An 18,026-nucleotide genomic window follows, 5' to 3' on the forward strand; every position below is an offset into this window, starting at 1 on the left:
CGATGGGCGAGGACGGCATGCCGCATCTGCGCCGCGTGGCCGATACGCCGGGCGCCGCCGCGGGCTCGGAGCCCCCCCCCCCGCCCCCCACGGCCGCGCCTTCCGCCGCCCGGCCGCGCGCTTCGCCCGGTGGCGGGGTCTTGCCGTTCCACGGTCCCCGCCGCTGCCCCGGCGACCCGCGCCCAGGCAATCCGCTTCGCCGACCCGCCGCGTGCCGCGAGCACGCGCCGGCCCGCTGCTGCCCGCGTTTTCGCGCCACGCGCGCCTGGCGCAGCACGGTGCCGTGACAGGAGACCCGCATCATGAAGCCACTCTCTTTCCAGACGCTGCGCCAGGCCTTGCGCGCATTCCCGGGGGCCCGGCCCGCCGGCCTGCTGCGCGGCCTCGCCGCCGCCGGCGTGATCGCAATGGCGCTGCCGGGCGCCGCGCATGCCCAGGCATCCGTCACACTAGCCACCGCCGCCGCCACGCCGGCCGGCACCGCCTACGACGGCCTGTCCGCGCAGCAGCAGGCCGCGCTGCTCTCGAAGCAGGTCGCCGGTGGCGAGCTCGCGAAGCTGCCCGACGAGCAGCTGCTGGCCGTGTTCAACGCGCTCCAGCCCGAGACGCCGCTGCTGTGGGCCAAGGCGGAAGTGAGCCGCTATCCCGAGTACGAGTACTGGATGACGCGCCAGGAGCGCCTCAACGGACAGTGGCAGGACCAGCCCGCGCGCATGCTGATCCGCTACCGCCACGCGCCGCGCCAGCTCTATGCGAAGTGGCTGCCCGGCGGCAGCCAGGCCGGCCAGGAGATCCTCTATGACGAGACCCGGCGCAAGGACGAGATGTACGGCCACCTGGGCGGGCTGCTGGGCTTCACCTCGATGTGGATCGCGCTCGACGGCACCATCGCGCGCGCGCAGTCCAACCACACCGTGCGCGACCTCGGCTTCCAGTACGTGGTGGCGATGCTCGAGCGCGACGCGCGCTCGCTGCGCGCGGCCGGCCTCTCCGAGCGCTTCGCGCGCGCCGAGATCGTGCCGGAGCAGGGCACGCGCATGGTGGCGCTGACCTGGGAGCTGCCCGCCGGCGCGCCGCGCTACTACGCCAAGCGCGTGCAGCTGATGCTGGACCTCAAGAACCCGTGGCCGCGCGTGGAGACCGCGTGGGACGCCGATGGAAACATGGTGGAGAAGATTGTCTTCGAGAAGGCCGTGCGCAAGACATTCGACACCGACACGTTCGACGCGAAAAACGGCGACTACAGGTTCTGAAACCATGCCGCCGGACCCGGCGCCGCGCGAGGAAGCCGCGCGCGCCGTTTGAATTGCGCCGCGCGCGCGGGCGCGCCGCGGTTTGAACAGGCGGCGCGAGCGCCTGCATGGCGGTGGCGGGCGCGCGGCGCGCGGTGTTTGGAACGGGCGCTCTATTGACGCTCGCGCGGGCGAACGGCGAGAGTCGCTGCACAACAGGTCATATACAAGACCGGACAAACCGGCACGACACAAAAATACAAAACCGATAAAAAGGAGACAAACGATGGCCCGCTTGAATGTATTCAACGGCCTTGCGGCGCTGGCTGGCACAAGCCTGGCGCTGACCCTCGCCGGCTGCGGCGGCGGCGATGCGCCGAGCCCCGGCTCGGCCGAGGTCGCATCCTGCGCCAGCACCGGCAGTTGCCCCGCCAGCGGCCCCGCGCAGTCCGGCCCCGCGCCGGCGCCGCTGTGCCCGGCCTCGCTCGACTACGCCACCGTCTACACCGGCGGCTCGGGCGGCGGCGAGTTCGTCAAGATGCAGTTCGACACCACGGCGCTCACGTACCGGCTGCAGATCCTCGAGTCGCCGGTGCCCAAGGCGCCCGGCAGCGTGCAGCCCACGCGCGCTGGCGTGACCTACACCGGCACCATCGCCCGCCTGACCTCTCTGCCCAGCGCCGAGCAGAACCGCTGCGCGCTGGCCATCCGCAGCGCGGTGCCGTCCGACGGCGGCGCGCAGGCCGTCATCGACCCCGCCGACCCGCCCATCATCTTCGTCGGCAACGGCGTGGCCGGCGGCGGCATCCCGGGCGCGACGATCTCCTATCCCGGCGTGGACCTCGGCATCGGCGCGCCGATCGGCGCCATCCCCGCGAAGACCTTCCCGATCTACCCGGTGCTGGCGTTCGCCGAGACCGAGACGGACTTCGCCAAGGTGGCGGGCACCTACAACATGCTGGGCTACCACCTGGTGCCGTCGGGCGGCAACCTGTTCCCGGCCGGCAACTTCATCCCCGCCACCGCGCAGACCGTCGAGACCCTGAACGCGGACGGCACCTGCACCGCGGCCAGCGGCAGCTGCCGGTCCACCGGCAACCCGTGGCGGCCGCGCGCGCAGAACGACGGCGCGTTCGAGAGCAACAACGACGCCGGCACGCGGCAATACCCGTTTTTCTACACGCAGTCGCTGGTCAGCGGCCCCACCACCAAGGCCAAGGGCATCCTGGTCGCGGGCAAGCTCAACGGCGCGCTGGTGCCGCTGCTGATCCGCACCGGCTACGCGCACATCGACCTGACCGACCTGCTCGACCCGATCAACGTGGACGACGAATCGGGCCTGGCCTTCCTCGCCCCGGCCGCCACGCTGACCAGCGCGCAGCTCAACGGCTCCTACGTCGGCTCGGGCAGCGATTTCGTCTACACCTCGTCGATCGTGCAGGACAAGCTGGTCGGCCTGGTCGACCCGCTCACCACCAACGTCAAGGGCGCCTTCCAGCTCGACTTCTCGCAGGCCCGCCCGGGCCAGATCGGCACCACCGACAACAGCGGCACCACCGGCACGCTGATCGCCACCGGCCACGCCTTCGCGCACCTCGCGGGCACCGGCGGCGCCAACCCGACCTTCCGCGTCAGCGTATTCGCCAGCCCCTGAGCCGGCGGGCATCGAAGCCTGCCGCGCGCGCCCGGAGGAGGCACGCGCAGCGGCAAGGAACGAACGGTGCCGCCTCACGGCACCCGCGCGGAAAAACAGAACAACAGGCCAGGAACCACGCGCCGCACACAAGGCGCTTCAGGAGACAGACATCATGCACAAGGCCCCCCTTTTCCCGTCGTCCGGCACGCGGCCGGCGTTCTCTTCGCCGGCCCGCGCGCGCCGCGCGTCCCGGCTGGCGCGCTACGCGCTGGCGCTCGCCGGCGCCGCGCTGCTGGCCGCCTGCGGCGGCGGCGGCGACGGCGACCACACCAGCGCCGCGCCGGCCGCGGCGATCCCCGTGCGGCTGTGCCCGGCCGCGCTCGACTACACCACCACCTTCACCGGCGGCACCGGCTCGGGCGAGCTGGTCAAGGTGCAGATCGACACCAGCAAGATGACCTGGCAGGTGACGTTCCTCGATTCGTCGGTGCCGCGCGCCACCGGCACCGTGCAGCCCACGCGCAGCGACACCGCCAGCGGCAGCAACGTGATGAGCGGCAAGCTGCGGCCCGAGACCGGGCTGCCCACCGAGAAGCTCAACCAGTGCGCGTTCCAGCTCGCCGGCGCCAGCCTCGACCCGAACCGCCCAGCGCGGCTGTTCGTGGGCGAGGGCGTGGCCGGCGGCACCATCCCCGGCGCGCGCATCCAGTTCGACGGCGTGGCCGGCGCGGGCGTGGTGCCCGACACCACCTTCCCGTACTTTCAGTTCATCGGCTTCGCGCAGACCGAGACCGATCTCGGCAAGATCGCCGGCCAGTACAACGGCTCGGGCTTCCACGAGGTGCCGTCGAAGAACTTCCAGACCGTGGCGCAGGACTACCGCATGACGCTGGCCGCCGACGGCTCGTTCCTGGTGTGCGACAACAAGCCCGGCGGCACCTGCGCGCAGAAGGGCAACAAGTTCGTGCCCACCGCCGGCGGCGCGCTGCTGTCGACCAACTACGCGGCCGAGCTGCCGCCCACGCTGGGCGGCACGCTCGGGCGCGCCTACCTGATCGTGGGCAAGCTGCGCGGGCAGCTGGTGCCGGTGATGATCCGCGTGGGCTACGCCAGCAGCTCGATCGGCGGCGTGCTGGGCGGCATGCCGCTCGGTGCCGACGACGAGATCGGCATCGGCATGATGGCGCCGGCGGCGGCCGTCGCGCAGGGCTCGGTCAACGGCGAATACGTGGGCGTGGACAGCAGCTTCGACTACCGCACCACCGCGCTGGTGGGGCCGGACGCCACCATGCTCGACCCGTTCCGCGCCTCGGACGCGTCGCTGGCCACGGCGTTCGCGCTGGACTACGCGCAGCAGGTGCCGGGCGTGGTGACGACCACGCGCAAGGGCGGCGCCGCGGGCGGCCCGACCGGCAAGTTCATGTTCACCGGCGGCGTGTTCGGCTTCCTCGAGTCGCGCGGCGGCAGCCCGTATTTCACCATCGGCGCGTTCGTGCAATGACCGCCATGCGATCCACACACATCCGGGAACACAACATGACGATGAACGCCATTCGATTCGCCGCGCCGCTGCTGGCCGCGGCACTGGCCTGGCTCGGCGCCATGCCGGCCGCGCACGCGCAGAAAGCCGGCGACAACGTGGTCGCGCTGGGCTGGTTCCACATCAGCACCAGCGGGCACAGCAGCCCCTTCACCACCAGCGTGATCGACGCGCCGATCAACGGCCCGCTCGGGCTGCCGTCCTCGTTCAGCGCGCCGGGCAGCAGCATCAGCACCTCCAACGCCGACACGCTGGGCCTGACCGTGAGCCACTTCTTCACCGACCACATCGCGCTGACGACGGTGGCCGGCGTGCCGCCCAAGTTCAAGCTCCACGGCCACGGCAACCTGATCCCGCCGGGGCCGGCCGGCGCGCTGGGCCGCCAGCCGCTGGGCGACCCCAGCCTCAACCCGATCATCACCGGCGCGCGCCAGTGGAGCCCGGCGGTGATGGCGCAATACCACTTCCTGGAGCCGACCGCGCGCGTGCGGCCGTTCGTCGGCATCGGCGTGTCGTACAACTTCTTCACCAACATCGACCTCAACCCGGCCTTCGCCGCATCGGTCAACAACAACCTCGGCGCCACGCTGGCGGCCGGCGCCGGCAAGCCGGGCCCGACCTCGGTGGAGGCCAAGGCGTCGAGCTCGTGGGCGCCGGTGTTCAACCTGGGCGGCTCGTTCGCCATCACCGACCAGTGGGGGCTGACCGCGTCGGTGACGTACATCCCGCTCAAGACCACCTCGTCGATGATCGTCAAGGCCGCCGACGGCACCGTGCTGTCCACCTCCAAGGCGGACATCAGCCCGAGCCCGATCATCGTGTTCGTGGCGGCGACGTACAAGTTCTGAAGCCGGCGCGGCGGCGCGCCGCGGATCGATTATGCTGATGCCTCGCCGGCCCGTTCCCGGGCCGACTTTTCTTCGGAGGCAATATGCAACTCATCGGCATGCTCGACTCGCCCTATGTCCGCCGCGTGGCCATCTCGCTGCGGCTGCTGGGGGTGCCGTTCGAACACAAACCGGTGTCGGTGTTCCGCACGTTCACGCAATTCCAGGCCATCAACCCGGTGGTGAAGGCGCCCACGCTGGTGTGCGACGACGGCACGGTGCTGATGGAGTCGGGGCTGATCCTCGACTACCTGGCGGTGCTGGCCGGCCGCAGCCTGATGCCGGCGGACCTGCCCGCGCTCCAGCACGCGCTGCGCGTGGCCGGGCTGGCGCTGGCCGCCTGCGAGAAGACCGTGCAGATCGTCTACGAATGCAACCTGCGGCCCGACGAAAAGCAGTACGAGCCGTGGCTCGCGCGCGTGCGCGGCCAGCTTGGCGCGGCCTACGCGGCGCTGGAAAAGGAAATCGCCGGCACCGCGCCGCCGGCCGACGAGCGCCGGCTCACGCAGGCCGACGTGACCACCGCCGTGGCGTGGCGCTTCACGCAGATGATGCTGCCGCAGGCGGCCGACGCCGCCGCCTACCCGGCGCTCGCGGCGTTCAGCGCCGCCGCCGAAGCGCTGCCCGCGTTCAGGGACACGCCGCCGGACTGAGGTCCTTGGCCATCTCCGTGGTGGCGTGCCAGCCGAGCGCGACGTAGAGCGGCCGGCCCATCTCGGTCGCGTGCAGGATCGCGTACTGCACGCCGCGCCGCGCGAACTCCTCCTCCGCCAGCTGCATGAGCCGGTGGCCCAGGCCCTGCTTGCGGTGGGACGTCTCCACGTAGACGTTGAGCACGTAGCCGCGCTTGTCCTGGGTGGGATGGGCGGGGTGCGGCGGCCAGTCGATGGCCATCAGGCCGATGCCCGCCACCGCGCGGCCGTGCTCGGCGAGCACGAAGCCGAAATAGCTGCCGTCGCGCAGGCGCGGTTCCAGCCACGGGCGGAAGCGTTCGGTCATGGCGCGCAGGACGGCGTCATCGCGGCCGGCTTCGCGGAACATTTCCTCGCGGTGGTAGCAGACTAAGTCTAGGTCGTCGGGGGTCAGGGGGCGGACTTCCATTGGGGTGGGGGAGGGTTGGCGTCGGGGATTGTTATGCTAGCGCAGGTGGTCGGGTTCGGGAGTTTTGGGGATCCTTGTTCTAGCTGTCGTGGGCCTTGGGGCTCGGGAAGGTCTTGGTAGTTCGGGCTTGGGATTCTTGTTCTGGCTTCTGTGGGCCTTGAGGCGCGAGCGGTTTTGGTGGTTCGGGCTTGGTGAAGATCGTTACTTTTCTTTGTCTCGACAAAGAAAAGTAACCAAAAGAAAACGACCCCTTGCAGGGGGGCTGGGCGCTCAGACTTTATTTCTGGTGGTGGTTTCGTGGTGCGGGCGTTGGCTTCGATGAGGTTGCTGACGCTACCGGGTTGCTTGCCTGCGGCATCGCGAATGGCGTTCGATTCGTGGTGGCGCTGCATGATGGCGGTGGCCCAAGCCCTTCAGGCTGCTGCCGCGACCGGGGCGGATGGGAGCGATGTCTCAATCGGTGCTGGTTTCGTGGTGGGCTCGGTGGCTCCCTTTTTTTCTTTCTCTTTGCCCTCGTCCCATAAAAAAAGCGAAGCGCATGTGCGCTTCGCTTTTTTTGCCTGCCAGGCCGGCGTACCGATTGTCTGCGCCCCTCTCCCGCTTGCGGGGGAGGGGCGCAGACCTCCAGCTATCTGTGGCTGCCTTACTGCGCTGTCACCGCCGGCTTGATGCTGTCGGCTGACGCCACGGGGCCGGCTTCGGCCAGGCCGCCGCCGAGCGAGCGGTACAGGTCGATGGCGTTGTTCAGGCGCAGTTGGCGCGCCTGGATCAGTGCCTGTTCGGCGGTGAACAGCTGGCGTTGCGCGTCGAGCTGGTCGAGCTGGTTGGCCACGCCGCTGCGAAAGCGCACCGTGGACAGTTCGAAGCGTGCCTGCTCGGCATCGCGCACCTGTTCCTGGCCGTGCACCTGTTCTTCGAGCGTGCCGCGCGCCACCAGTGCGTCCGCCACTTCGCTGAAGGCCGTCTGGATGGTCTTCTCGTAGCTGGCGACCTGGATGTTCTTGCGCACGTTGGCCAGATCCAGGTTGGACAGGTTGCGGCCGTAGTCGAAGATCGGCAGCGTCAGTTGCGGCGCGAACGACCACACGCCGGTGCCGGAATCGAACAGGCTCGAGAAGGTCGGGCTGATCGCGCCGGCGTTGGCGGTGAGCGTGATGCGCGGGAAGAAGGCCGCGCGCGCGGCGCCGATGTTGGCGTTGGCCGACAGCAACTGCTGCTCGGCCTGGCGGATGTCGGGGCGCTGCTCGAGCAGGTCCGACGGCAGGCCGGCCGGAATGTCGCTGATGATGCGCTCGTCCGACAGGCGCATTGCCTCGGGCAGGTCCGCGATGCCGCCGAGCGGCTTGCCCACCAGCACTTCGAGCGCGTTCTGCGCCTGCGCGCGCTGGCGCGCCAGCTGCGCGGCCGAGACGCGCGCCTGCGCCACCAGCGATTCGTTGTCGCGCAGGTCCAGCGCCGAGGTGGCGCCGGCGTCGAAGCGCTGGCGCGCCAGGTCCAGCGTGGACTCGCGCGTGCGCAGCGTGTTCTGCGCCAGCTCGTACTGCTCGGCGAAGGAACGCTCGGACAGGTAGGCCTTGGCCACTTCCGAGACCAGCGAGATCTGCGCCGCGCGGCGCGCCTCCTCGGTGGAGAAGTATTGCGCCAGCGCCGCGTTGGAGAGGCTGCGCACGCGGCCGAACAGGTCGAGCTCGAACGATGTGATGCCGGCGCCGGCCTGGTAGTACTCGGAGATCGAGGTGCCGGCCTGGCTGGAGCCGAACTGCGCGCCCGAGATGCGCTGGCGCGTGTAGCCGCCGGTGGCGTTCACCGTGGGCAGCAGGTCGGCGCGCTGCACCTGGTACTGCGCGCGCGCTTCCTCGATGCGCAGCACGGCGGTGCGCAGGTCGCGGTTGTTCTCGAGCGAGGCCGCGATCAGCGCCTGCAGGCGCGGGTCGCGGAAGAACTCGCGCCAGCCGATGTCGGCCGCGCGGCGGGTCTCGCCGGTCTTCACCTCGGCCGCGGCGTAGCCGTCGGGCGCGGCCGGGTACTGCGTGGCCACCGGCGGCGCGGGGCGCTCGTACGTCGGCGCCAGCGTGCAGCCCGAGAGGACGCCCGCCACCAGCAACAGCGTGGTCAGTGTCTTGGTCATGGTCAGAGTTCCTGTTTGGGTTCGAGCCACTTCTGATCCTGCTTCGGGTCCTGGTCCTGGTCCTGCTCGGGCGCGCGGCCCTTGAAGCGGCTGCGGATCACCACGAAGAACACCGGCACCATGAAGATCGCCAGCACCGTGGCCGTGATCATGCCACCGATCACGCCGGTGCCGATCGCGCGCTGGCCGCCCGAGCCCGCGCCGGTGGCGATCGCCAGCGGCAGCACGCCCAGGATGAAGGCCATCGACGTCATCAGGATCGGGCGGAAGCGCAGGTGCACCGCTTCCAGCGTAGCCTCGATCACGCCGCGGCCCTGCGCCTGCAGGTCCTTGGCGAACTCCACGATCAGGATGGCGTTCTTGGCCGACAGGCCGATGGTGGCGATCAGGCCCACCTTGAAGTACACGTCGTTGGGCATGCCGCGCAGCGTCACGCCGAGCAGCGCGCCGAGCACGCCGAGCGGCACCACCAGCAGCACCGAGACCGGGATCGACCAGCTTTCGTACAGCGCGGCCAGGCACAGGAACACGATGATCAGCGACAGCGTGTACAGCATCGGCTCCTGCGAGCCGGCCAGGCGCTCTTCATAGGACTGGCCGGACCACTCGAAGCCGAGGCCCGGCGGCAGCTTGGCGAAGTTGTCCTCCATGATCTTCATCGCCTCGCCGGTGCTGTGGCCCGGCGCCGCCTGGCCGGCGATCTTCACCGCCGGCAGGCCGTTGTAGCGCTCCAGGCGCGGCGAGCCCATGATCCACTGCGAGGTGGAGAACGAGGCGAACGCGACCATGTCGCCGTTCTTGTTCTTCACGCGCAGCTTGCTCAAGTCGTCGGGCAGCTTGCGGTCGCTGCCCTCGGCCTGCGCGATCACCTTGCGCACGCGGCCTTCGTAGATGAAGTCGTTGACGTAGGACGAGCCGAACGCGATGGCCAGCGTGGCGTTGATGTCCGCCACCGAGACCCCCTGCGCGCGCGCCTTCTCGCGGTCGATGTCGATCTGCAGCTGCGGCGCGTCTTCCTGGCCTTCGGGGCGCACGCCGGCCAGCGCCGGATTCTGCGCGGCCATGCCGAGCATCATGTTGCGCGCTTCCATCAGCTTGGCGTGGCCCTGGCCGGTGCGGTCCTGCAGGCGGAAGTCGAAGCCCGAGGAATTGCCCAGTTCGGAGATCGCCGGCGGGTTGAGCGGGAAGATGATGGCGTCCTTGATGAACGACAGCGTGCCAAACGCGCGGCCCACCAGCGCCTGCGCGGTCTCGTCCGCGCCGGTGCGCTCCTTCCAGTCCTTGAGCTTGACGAACGCGATGCCGCCGTTCTGGCCGCGGCCGAAGAACGAGAAGCCCGCCACCGTGATCATCTGGTCCACCACCTTGCTTTCCTTCTGCAGGTAGTAGTCCTCGATCTGCTTGAGCACGCCCAGGGTGCGCTCCTGGGTGGCGCCGTTGGGCAACTGCACCACGGTGATCATGTAGCCCTGGTCTTCGTCGGGCAGGAACGAGGAGGGCAGGCGCATGTACAGCACCACCACGCCGGCCAGGATGACCGCGTAGATGACCAGGTAGCGCCCGGCGCGCCCGAGGATGCGCGCGACCACGCCCTGGTAGCCGGTGGCCGCGCGCGCGAAGCCGCGGTTGAACCAACCGAAGAAGCCGCGCTTCTCGTGGTGATGGCCGGCTTCCACCGGCTTGAGCAGCGTCGCGCACAGCGCCGGGGTGAGCGTCAGCGCCAGCAGCGCCGAGAACGCCATCGACGAGATCAGCGACAGCGAGAACTGGCGGTAGATGTTGCCCACCGAGCCGGAGAAGAACGCCATCGGGATGAACACCGCGGTCAGCACCAGCGTGATGCCGACGATGGCGCCGGTGATCTGGCCCATCGCCTTGCGCGTGGCCTGGCGCGGCGAGAGGCCTTCCTCGCTCATGATGCGCTCGACGTTCTCCACCACCACGATGGCATCGTCGACCAGGATGCCGATCGCCAGCACCATGCCGAACATGGTCAGCACGTTGATGGAGAAGCCGAACGCCAGCAGCATGCCGAAGGTGCCCATCAGCGCCACCGGCACCACCAGCGTGGGAATCAGCGTGGCGCGGAAGTTCTGCAGGAACAGGTACATCACCAGGAACACCAGCACCACGGCTTCGAGCAGGGTCTTGATCACTTCCTCGATCGAGATCTGGACGAAGGCGGAGGTGTCGTAAGGCACGCTGTACGCATAGTCGCCCGGGAAGAACTTGGACAGCTCCTCCATCTTGGCGCGCACCGCGGTGGCGGTGGCGAGCGCGTTGCCGGTCGGCGCGAGCTTGATGGCGATGGCCGCGGCCGGCTTGCCGTTGGTGCGCGCCAGCGTGGAGTAGTCGGCGCCGCCGAGCTCGACGCGGCCGACGTCCTTGATGCGCACCGAGGAGCCGTCCGGGTTCACGCGCAGCAGGATGTTGGCGAACTGCTCCGGCGTGGTGAGGCGGCTTTCGGTGGTGACGGTGGCGTTGAGCTCGGTGCCCTTGGGCGACGGCGCGCCGCCCAGCTCGCCCACGGCGACCTGCACGTTCTGCTCGGCGATGGCCGCGGTGACGTCCTGCGGCGTCAGGTTGAAGCCCGTCAGCTTGGACGGGTCCACCCAGATGCGCATGGCGTACTCGGTGCCGAACAGGTCGGCCTGGCCCACGCCGGGCACGCGGCGGATCGAGTCGATCACGCTGGCCGAGACGTAGTTGCCGAGCTCGATGGCATCGGCCCGGCCCGACTTGGACGAGACCGTCAGGAACATCATGTAGTTGTTCCCGGCCTTGTCCACGCGCACGCCCTGCTGGCGCACCTCGGCCGGCAGGCGCGCTTCCACGCGCTTGAGGCGGTTCTGCACCTCGACCGAGTCGAGGTCGACGTTGGAGCTCGGATCGAAGGCGATGGTGATCGTCGCCAGGCCGGTGGCTTCACTGGTGGACTGGTAGTACAGCAGCCCCGGCGCGCCGTTGAGCTCCTGCTCGATCACCGACGTGACCGAGTCTTCGAGCGTCCTGGCGGATGCGCCCGGGTAGGTCGCCGTGACCGAGATCGTCGGCGGTGCGATATTGGGATACTGGGCGATCGGCAACTGCAGGATCGACAGCACCCCTGCCAGCACGATGATCAGCGCGACAACCCACGCGAACACCGGCCGGTCGATGAAAAACTTGGCCATAGAACTGGCTCCCTTGGTATTGCGCTGTGATTAGCCTTGCTTGGCGCCGGCCTGCTTGTCTGCCTTGCCGGCCGCCTTGCCGTCCGCCTCCGCGGCGACCGCCGCCGGCGCCGAGGCGCCCGCGCTGGCCGGCTGCGCGGCCGGTTCGGAAGCGGCGGTGACAGGCGCGGCAGCGGGCGCCGCGAACGGCACGGCCTTGGCGGGCGCGCCCACCTTGACCTTCTGCAGGCCCTCGACGATCACCTTCTCGCCGCCCTTGAGGCCCGCGGTGACGATCCAGTTCTCGCCGACCGCCTGGGGCGCCGTGACCGGCAGCGAGGCCACCTTGCCGTCGCCGCCCACCACCAGCACCGAGGCGCCCTGCGCCGTGCGCACCAGCGCGCGCTGCGGCACGGTCAGCGCGTTCTCGTCCACGCCCTGCTCGATCTTCACGCGCACGAAGGTGCCCGAGAGCAGCTCGCGGCGGGGATTGGCGAACTGCGCGCGCAGCGTGATGGCGCCCGTGGTCGGGTCGACCGTCATGTCGGAGAACAGCAGCTTGCCGGTCTGCTCGTACTCGCGGCCGTCCTCGATGAACAGGTGCACGCGCGCGCCGCCGTCCACGCCCTTGACCTGGCCGCTGCCGATGGCGCGCTGCAGCTTCATCACTTCGCTGGCGGGCTGGGTGAACGTGACCCAGATCGGGTCGACCTGCTCGACCGTGGCCAGCTTGGTGGCCTCGCCGCTGCCGACCAGCGCGCCTTCCGTCACCAGCGCGCGGCCCACGCGGCCGCCGATCGGCGCGGTCACGGCGGTGTAGCCGAGATTGATCTGGGCGGTGGTGACGGCAGCCTTGGCCGAGGCGATGTCGGCGGCGGCCTGGCCGGCGGCGGCCACGGCTTCGTCGTACTCCTGCTTGCTGACCGCGTTCACGGCCACCAGCGGCTTGTAGCGCTCGGCCTTCTGGCGCGCGGCCACGGCATTGGCCTCGGCGCGCGCCAGGCTCGCCCTGGCCGATTCGAGCTGGGCCTGGTACGGCGCCGGGTCGATCTTGAACAGCAGCTGGCCGGCCTTGACCTCGCCGCCTTCGCGGTAGTTGCGCGACAGCACGATGCCGGCCACGCGCGCGCGCACCTCGGCGGTGCGCACGCCTTCGAGGCGGCCCGGCAGTTCATTGATGACCGACACCGTGGTCGGTGTCACGGTGACGACGCCCACTTCGGGCGGCGGCATGGCGCCGCCCTGCGGCTGCTTGTCGCCACAGGCGGTGAGCGCCAGCGCCGACAAAACGGCAGCGGCAACGCAGGTAATACGTTGGGACTTCCTCATCGATAACCCCATGATGGCAATTTGAGATCGGCCGCATGCGCTTCCGGCAGCGTGCGCGGATACGGCGCGGCCCGCCGGCCGGCAAAGGCCGGCGGCGGGCATAAAGAGTGCTGCTGGTCACTTACGGGCGCGCTGGCGCTACGCGTGTGACAAATGGAAAAACCGGGCCACGGCACGCCGGCGGGACGCCGCGGAAAACCGCCCGCCACGGCAGGACGGGCGCGGAAATCGCGGCGCCGCTTCAGCCCGCCCGGGCTGGCTGAACGTCAGGCGAACGCGTATTATAGATACATTCGCGCATGTATGTAAGTGTCTGTTGCAATGCGGCGATAATTGCCCCATATATCAGCGGCCCGGCGAAGGCCGCGCGCGCTAGCGCATGCCCGTGCCCGGCGGCGCCGTCGACTGCACCCGGGAGAGATAACAGACCGGCCAGACCTGGCCGGCAGCCGAGAACATCATGGCCAGACGCACCAAGGAAGAGGCGCTAGAAACGCGCCACCGCATTCTCGACGCGGCGGAAGCCGTGTTCCACGCCCGCGGCGTGGCACGCCCGTCGCTTGCCGACATCGCCGAGGCCGCCGGCGTGACCCGCGGCGCCATCTACTGGCACTTCAAGAACAAAAGCGACGTGTTCGCCGCCATGTCGGACCGCGTGCACCTGCCGCTCGAGGCGCTGTGCGAGCCCGAGCGCATCGCCAGCAAGGAAGACCCGCTCGGCAGCATCCGCGACATCTGCGCGTTCGCGCTGCGCCAGACCGTGGAAAACCCGCAATGGCGGCGCGTGTTCGAGATCGTCTTCCACAAGTGCGAGATGGTCGAGGAGAACGGCGCCATCTTCCAGCGCCAGCGCCAGTCGCACCAGGAAGGCACGGTGAAGATGCGCGACCACCTGCGCCTGGCGGTGGACCGCGGCCAGCTGCCGGCGGACCTCGACCTCGACCTCGCCGTCAATGTCTTCCACGCCTCCATCGGCGGCATGCTGTCGCACTGGCTGTTCGCGCCGGAGGACTTCGACCTGGAGACCAACGCCGCGCGCGTGTCGGATGCCTTCATCGACACGCTGCGGCTGTCGCCGGCCCTGCGCAAGGGCTACGTGGCGCCGCCGGTGGCCGCGCTGAACGAGGAAATCGATTCGATGTGCCAGGAAGCCCAGGCCAAGGAAGCCAAGGAGGCGGAGCAGGCCGCGTCGAAAGCTGCGCCGAAGGCGGCACCGAAGCCGGCCCGGAAGGCCGCCTCGAAAACGGCAGCGAAGACAGCCCTGGAAACCACGCCGAAAGCCACCGCCAGGCCTGCGCGCGGCACGAAGGCCGGCTGAGGCAGCCCCCGCCCAGCCACCCGTTCCGTCAGCCGCGCGTGGCGTCGCGCCAGCGCGCGAAGAAGGCGCGCTTGCGCAGCGTGTCCTGCGCCGCCAGCAGGCCGGGGCCCACGCTGATCGGCTTGAGCGCGTAGCCCAGCCGCTCGGCCAGCGCCGCCGCGGTGTGCACGCTGTCGGTGTCGGTGCGGATGGTGTAGAGCTGCGAGGCGCTCTGCCCCAGCACGGTCTGGCCCGCGCGCGACAGCAGGAAGTCCAGCCACAGCCGCGCCGCGTTGGGATGCGCCGCGCGGCGCGCGATGAAGGCCACGCGCGACATCACCAGCGTGTAGTCGCGCGGGGCGATCACGTCGATCTCCGCGCCGCGCTCCATCAGCGACAGCGCATACGAGCCCAGCAGGTTGTAGCCCATCACGAACTCGCCCGAGGCGATGCGCTCGATCATGTTCGCGGTGGAGGCCGACAACTGCACGCCGCAGCGCCCGAGCGCCTGCGCCAGGTACCAGAACTCGTCGCCCATGCGCGCGTCCTGCTGCGCCAGCAGGTAGCCCACGCCCGATTTCTCCACGTCGTAGGTCACCACGCGCTGGCGCCAGCGCGGCGTGTTCTCCTGCAGCAGCCGCGCCAGCCCGGTGCGGCTGCGCGGCGTCTGCATGCCGGCGAAATGGCGCCGGTTGTAGACGATCACGGCCGGCTCGAAGGTGGTGCCCCAGGCCTCGTCGCGCCACGCCGCCCAGGCCGGCAGCCCGGCGCGCTCGGGCGAGGCGTAGCGCAGCGCGTGGCCGTCGTTGACGAGCTTGATCTGCAGGTCCATCGCCGTGCTCCACAGCACGTCGGCGGTCTCGGCGCCGGGCGGCTCGCCGGCGGCCAGGCGCGCGCCTTCGGCCAGGAAGCCGTCGTTGAGCTCCACCGTGTTGAGCTCGCGGTAGCGCACCCTGATGCCCGGGTAGCGCGCCTCGAAGGCGCTCACCAGCGGCTGGGCGATGTCGGCGTCGGTGGAGGCGTGCACGTTGACCGCGCCTTCGCGCAGCGCGCGCGCGATGATCTCGGCATAGCTCTGTGGATAACCAGGCGGCACCGACGGCGCGGACTGCGCGCGCAGCGGCGCGCTCAGGCCCGCGCTCCACGCCGCGCCGAGCGCCGCGGCGCCGGCCAGCACGCGGCGGCGGCGGCTCGGCGGCGCGGCGGCGCCCGGCGCGGACGGGCCGGCCGGGGCGGAAGAGAGGGCGTGGGCGGGGGGCAACTTGCGCAAGGCTGGAACCATCGGGGCTGACATCGCTGCCTGGCAGGGCCCTGGCGCGCACGCCGCGCCCGGCCCGGGGCGGAGGTATTATAGGCGCCCGCGGCCAGTCCCCCGCGGCGGCCGCTGTGCCGCATTGTGAACAACGGACGCTTATCGAGCATGGGAGGACCGGCGTGCGCCTGTTGCTGGTGGAAGACGAAATCGAGCTGGCGCGCTGGGTGGCGCGCGCGCTGGAGCAGGGCGGCTTCGTGATCGAGCACGTGGCCGACGGCCTGCAGGCCGAGGCGCGGCTGATCGCCGAGGAATACGACGCGGTGGTGCTGGACCTGCGCCTGCCCTGCAAGGACGGCCTGTCCGTGCTCAAGTCCATGCGCGGGCGCGACGACCGCACCCCGGTGCTGATCCTGACCGCGCAGGACACGCTCGACGAGCGCGTGCGCGGCCTCAACCTCGGCGCCGACGACTACCTGCCCAAGCCGTTCGCCATCGCCGAGCTGGAGGCGCGCATCCTGGCGCTGATCCGGCGCAGCCGCGGGCGCGCCCATCCGCGCCTGCAATGCGGCTCGCTGGTGTTCGACGGCGAGACCCGCAGCTTCACGCTCGGCGGCGCGCCGCTGGCGCTCACCCCGCGCGAGTCCACGCTGCTGGGCGCGCTGCTGGCCAGGAGCGGCCAGCCGCTGACCAAGGCGCAGCTGCTCGACAAGGTGTTCTCGCTCGACGCCGACGTCAGCCCCGACGCCATCGAAGTGCTGGTCTACCGCCTGCGCAAGAAACTCTCCGGCCACGGCGTGACCATCGTCACGCTGCGCGGCTTCGGCTACCTGCTGGAACCGGAAGGGCCGGCCTGATGCTGCACCGCCTGCCCCGGCACTGGCTGCGGCGCTGGCTGCAGGGCAGCCTGCGCCGCCAGTTGCTGGTCCTGCTGGTGCCGGCGCTGGCGGCGATGATGGCGCTCGACACCTGGCTGACCTACGGCACGCTGCGCGACGCCGCCAACGCCGCCTACGACCGCTCGCTGTACGGCTCGGTGCGCGCCATCGACAACGCCATCGGCATGGCCGGCGAGAGCGTGCAGATCGCGCTGCCCGACGCGGCGATGGAAATGTTCGAGACCGCCACCCAGACCCACGTGTTCTACCGCGTCTCGCTCGAGCGCAACGGCCAGGTCGAGACCGTCACCGGCTACGACGACCTGCCGCTGCCGGCCGGCGCGCTGGCCAGCAACCAGCCGCGCTTCTACGACGCCGACTACCGCGGCGACCCGGTGCGCATCGCCGCGCTGGCGCACCCGGTCTACCGGCCCAACGCCAACATGCGCGTGATCGTGCAGGTGGCCGAGAGCGCCGAGCCGCGCCTGGACCTGATCGCCACCGTGTGGCGCGGCGCGCTGGCGCGCGACGTGCTGCTGATCCTGGTCAGCGCGGGCGTGCTGGTGGCTGGCATCACCTACGTGCTGCGCCCGCTCGCGCGCGTGCGCGATGACGTGCAGGCGCGCCGGGCCGAAGACCTCACGCCGCTGGCCTTCGACCACGTGCCGCTCGAAGTGCGCCCGCTGGTGGACGCGGTCAACCTGCACGTATCGCGCTCCAGCGCGATGGCGCAGGCGCAGGCGCAGTTCATCGCCGACGCCGCGCACCAGTTGCGCACGCCGCTGGCCATCCTCAAGACCCAGGCCGAGTTCGCCCAGCGCCAGTTGGGCGCCGGCGCCGATCCGGCCCACGCGCCGCAGGCCGCGCGCGAGGCCGTGGGCGGCATCGTCACCCAGCTGGAACAGGCCGCGCGCCTCACCAGCCAGCTGCTGGCGCTGGCGCGCGTGCGCCAGCATCCGGGCAGCGACAGCCCCGGCGACGCCGAGCCGCCGCCGCTGACCGACGCCGTGGCCGTGGCCGAACAGGTCGCGCTGGACTACCTGCCGCTGGCGCGCGGCAAGCAGCAGGACTTCGGCTGGGAACGCCCCGCCGGGCTGGCGCTGCCGGTGCGCGCCGACGCCGCGCTGCTGCGCGAGGCGTTCGCCAACCTGGTTCACAACGCCATCCAGTATTCACCGCGCGGCAGCCGGATCACGCTGTCCGCGGCGCGCGCCGGCGACGTTGCCCGCCTTGTCGTCGAGGACGACGGGCCCGGCATTCCCGCCGAGGAACGCGAGAAGGTGTTCGCGCGCTTCTACCGGCGCGTGGGCAACACCGAACCCGGCTCCGGCCTCGGGCTGGCCATCTCGCGCGAGATGGCGGCGCGCTTCGGCGGCACGGTGGAGCTGGGCGAGGGCACGCAGGGACGGGGGGTCCGGGCGGTGTTGGGGTTGCCGGTGGGGGAGGGGGAAGGATTGGAGTCGAAGTCTTTGAAAGATTGGAATCAAAGTCAAAGGCTTAACTTCAAAGTCAAAGACTTAACGTCAACATCAAAGTCAAAGGCTTTCGCTCCCCCGGAGCGACCTACTTTCTTTTCCCCGAAAAGAAAGTAGGC

The 18,026-nt window shown here is 70.3% G+C and carries 12 protein-coding genes and 1 pseudogene; 8 read left to right on the top strand and 5 right to left on the bottom strand.

What is annotated here, in order from left to right:
• Positions 1-407 precede the first annotated feature (407 nt).
• The 5 genes from AC3WXD_RS27270 (at position 408) to AC3WXD_RS27290 (ending at position 5,948) form a co-directional block, all read left to right on the top strand.
• Complete coding sequence (locus AC3WXD_RS27270; RefSeq protein ID WP_492325042.1) at positions 408-1,253, top strand: DUF1571 domain-containing protein; 846 nt, start codon at positions 408-410, stop codon at positions 1,251-1,253.
• Positions 1,254-1,518: 265 nt separating this feature from the next.
• On the top strand, positions 1,519-2,886 hold the full coding sequence (locus tag AC3WXD_RS27275) for a DUF2957 domain-containing protein (RefSeq protein WP_020206620.1): 1,368 nt from the start codon (positions 1,519-1,521) through the stop codon (positions 2,884-2,886).
• 154 nt (positions 2,887-3,040) lie between these two features.
• Positions 3,041-4,369: a DUF2957 domain-containing protein gene (locus tag AC3WXD_RS27280; RefSeq protein WP_492325036.1), complete on the top strand. Its 1,329-nt coding sequence runs from the start codon at positions 3,041-3,043 to the stop codon at positions 4,367-4,369.
• A gap of 41 nt (positions 4,370-4,410) precedes the next feature.
• Positions 4,411-5,256: an OmpW/AlkL family protein gene (locus tag AC3WXD_RS27285; protein ID WP_492325043.1), complete on the top strand. Its 846-nt coding sequence runs from the start codon at positions 4,411-4,413 to the stop codon at positions 5,254-5,256.
• Positions 5,257-5,339: 83 nt separating this feature from the next.
• Positions 5,340-5,948 (top strand): glutathione S-transferase family protein, encoded by a 609-nt coding sequence (locus AC3WXD_RS27290; protein ID WP_454732411.1) that lies wholly within the window; start codon positions 5,340-5,342, stop codon positions 5,946-5,948.
• On the opposite strand, the gene AC3WXD_RS27295 is transcribed toward AC3WXD_RS27290, so the two are convergent.
• The 4 genes from AC3WXD_RS27295 to AC3WXD_RS27310 all read right to left on the bottom strand — a co-directional run bounded on the left by AC3WXD_RS27295 (position 5,926) and on the right by AC3WXD_RS27310 (position 13,005).
• Positions 5,926-6,396, bottom strand: coding sequence for a GNAT family N-acetyltransferase (locus AC3WXD_RS27295; RefSeq protein ID WP_043367640.1), 471 nt, complete (start codon positions 6,394-6,396; stop codon positions 5,926-5,928). The genes AC3WXD_RS27290 and AC3WXD_RS27295 overlap by 23 nt on opposite strands.
• A 643-nt stretch (positions 6,397-7,039) precedes the next feature.
• Positions 7,040-8,524, bottom strand: coding sequence for an efflux transporter outer membrane subunit (locus AC3WXD_RS27300; protein WP_020206803.1), 1,485 nt, complete (start codon positions 8,522-8,524; stop codon positions 7,040-7,042).
• Positions 8,525-8,526: 2 nt separating this feature from the next.
• Positions 8,527-11,697 carry an efflux RND transporter permease subunit gene (locus AC3WXD_RS27305; RefSeq protein ID WP_492325037.1) on the bottom strand — a complete coding sequence of 1,057 codons (3,171 nt, stop codon included), beginning with the start codon at positions 11,695-11,697 and terminating at the stop codon, positions 8,527-8,529.
• Positions 11,698-11,727: 30 nt separating this feature from the next.
• Positions 11,728-13,005, bottom strand: a complete 1,278-nt coding sequence (locus tag AC3WXD_RS27310) for an efflux RND transporter periplasmic adaptor subunit (RefSeq protein ID WP_492325038.1) — start codon at positions 13,003-13,005, stop codon at positions 11,728-11,730.
• A gap of 460 nt (positions 13,006-13,465) precedes the next feature.
• Between AC3WXD_RS27310 and AC3WXD_RS27315 the strand changes: the two are divergent.
• Positions 13,466-14,158 (top strand): annotated as a pseudogene (locus tag AC3WXD_RS27315) (TetR family transcriptional regulator); the annotation flags it as partial.
• A 193-nt stretch (positions 14,159-14,351) separates the two neighbouring features.
• Here the strand turns inward: AC3WXD_RS27315 and AC3WXD_RS27320 are convergent.
• On the bottom strand, positions 14,352-15,476 hold the full coding sequence (locus AC3WXD_RS27320) for an ABC transporter substrate-binding protein (protein ID WP_492325044.1): 1,125 nt from the start codon (positions 15,474-15,476) through the stop codon (positions 14,352-14,354).
• Between the two features lie 260 nt (positions 15,477-15,736).
• On the opposite strand from AC3WXD_RS27320, the gene AC3WXD_RS27325 reads away from it, so the two are divergent.
• A complete protein-coding gene (locus AC3WXD_RS27325; protein WP_492325039.1) occupies positions 15,737-16,411 on the top strand; it encodes a response regulator in 675 nt (224 codons plus the stop codon).
• Positions 16,411-18,024 carry a sensor histidine kinase gene (locus AC3WXD_RS27330; protein ID WP_492325040.1) on the top strand — a complete coding sequence of 538 codons (1,614 nt, stop codon included), beginning with the start codon at positions 16,411-16,413 and terminating at the stop codon, positions 18,022-18,024. The genes AC3WXD_RS27325 and AC3WXD_RS27330 overlap by 1 nt, the downstream gene beginning before the upstream one ends.
• Positions 18,025-18,026 lie beyond the last annotated feature (2 nt).

Source organism: Cupriavidus sp. FW216-B1 (genome assembly GCF_058789195.1).